Origin of the sequence: Pseudomonas sp. YNh, assembly GCF_037993085.1 — a bacterium.
Lineage (GTDB): Bacteria > Pseudomonadota > Gammaproteobacteria > Pseudomonadales > Pseudomonadaceae > Aquipseudomonas > Aquipseudomonas putida.
Genome location: NZ_JBBMRJ010000069.1, coordinates 1 through 2,194, shown reverse-complemented (window position 1 = coordinate 2,194; position 2,194 = coordinate 1). Strand labels below are relative to the sequence as shown.

1 protein-coding gene is annotated in these 2,194 nt (G+C 60.9%); it reads left to right on the top strand.

The features are described from left to right. The coding region (locus WF331_RS29020; RefSeq protein WP_340623559.1) for an immunoglobulin-like domain-containing protein at positions 1-2,194 on the top strand (2,194 nt) is incomplete at both ends.

Below are 2,194 nucleotides of genomic sequence, written 5' to 3'. Positions count from 1 at the left end.
CGATGACGTCTACAAGGACTCCGGCGAAATCAGCCTGGGTATCAATTCCGCGGTAGACGCCACCGGCGCTACCTTCGAGAACCTGCAACTGGGCGGTGCCGCTACCGTTCAAGTGACCGATACCACCGACGAAGTCGTGGCGAAGCTGACCGCGACCCCTTCGGTGACCGAAGGCGGCGAGATCACCTACACCATCACCCTGACCAACAAAGACGGCCTGCCGATCAATAACCACGGCGCCCTGACCTTCACGCTGAGCGACGGTAAAACCGTCATCACCGTACCGGCCAATGGCACCAGCGGCTCGATCACCGTCACTGCCCCGGACAACGTTTACGTTGGCAGCAACCCAGCGGTGGTCAACTCGATTGCGACCGTTGCGGGCGCTGACGTTGGCAAGTTCGAACAACTGACTCTGGACAAGACCCCGGTCAGCACCACCGTTACTGACGAGCCAGGTACTCCGGGCAACCCAGGCGGCAACAACGAGGGCGATCTGGTCAAGGTCACCATCACCGCCGACCAGACTTCGGTGGCCGAGAACGTCAAACCGACGTTCACCGTGCACATCAACCAGCCGTTGGACCACGACCTGGTCGTGACCCTGAGCAACAATGCTCAAGTCACCATCAAGGCCGGCGAAACCAGCGCGCCTTACGAGCACGCTGCACAAGGCGATGACGTTTACAACGACGCTGGCCAGATCAGCCTGGGCATCAATTCCGCGGTAGACGCCACTGGCGCCACCTTCGAGAACCTGCAACTGGGCGGTGCCGCTACCGTTCAAGTGACGGACACCACTGACGAAGTGGTGGCGAAGCTGACTGCGACCCCTTCGGTGACCGAAGGCGGCGAGATCACCTACACCATCACCCTGACCAACAAAGACGGTCTGCCGATCAATAACCACGGCGCCCTGACCTTCACGCTGAGCGACGGCAAGACCGTCATCACCGTGCCGGCCAACGGCACCAGCGGTTCGGTCACCGTGACTGCCCCGGACAACGTCTACGTCGGCAGCAACCCAGCGGTGGTCAACTCGATTGCGACCGTTGCTGGCGCTGATGTTGGCAAGTTCGAGCAACTGACCCTGGACAAAACCCCGGTCAGCACCACCGTTACTGACGAGCCGGGCACCCCAGGCAACGAAGGTGACTTGGTCAAAGTCACCATCACCGCCGACCAGACTTCGGTGGCGGAAAACGTCAAACCGACCTTCACCGTGCACATCAACCAGCCGCTGGACCACGACCTGATCGTGACCCTGAGCAACAACGCTCAGGTCACCATCAAGGCTGGCGAAACCAGCGCGCCGTACACCCACGACGCGCAGGGCGATGACGTCTACAAGGACTCCGGCGAAATCAGCCTGGGTATCAATTCCGCGGTAGACGCCACTGGCGCTACCTTCGAGAACCTGCAACTGGGCGGTGCGGCCACCGTTCAAGTGACCGACACCGTCGATGAGGTTGTAGCCAAGTTGACTGCGACGCCGTCGGTGACCGAAGGCGGCGAGATCACCTACACCATTACGCTGACCAACAAAGACGGCCTGCCGATCAACAACCATGCAGAGCTGTACTTCAAGCTCACCGATGGCACCACTGTCATCGTGCCCGCGAACAGCACCACCGGCTCGGCCACTGCAACCGCCCCGGATAACGTCTATGTCGGCGCTAACGAGCCGGTGGTGAATGCCATCGATGCCGTCAGCGGCGCGGATGCGTGGAAGTTCGAAAACCTGAACCTGGACAAGACCCCGGTCAGCACCGAGGTTACCGACGAGCCAGGCACGCCGGGCAACGAAGGTGACATCGTCAAGGTCACCATCACCGCAGACCAGGTATCGGTTGCCGAGAACGTCAAACCGACCTTCACCGTGCACATCAACACTGCACTGGCCCATGACCTGGTGGTGACCCTGAGCAACAACGCTCAAGTCACCATCAAGGCCGGCGACACCAGCGCGCCATACGAGCATGCCGCGCAGGGCGATGACGTTTACCAGGATGCTGGCGAAATCACTCTAGGCATCAAGTCGGCGGTGGACGCCACCGGCGCTGCCTTCGAGAACCTGCAGTTGGGCGGTGATGCTTCGGTCAAAGTGACCGACACCATCGACGAAGTGGTAGCCAAGCTGACCGCCAGCCAGTCCGTTACGGAAGGCGGCGAGATCACCTACACCATTACGCTG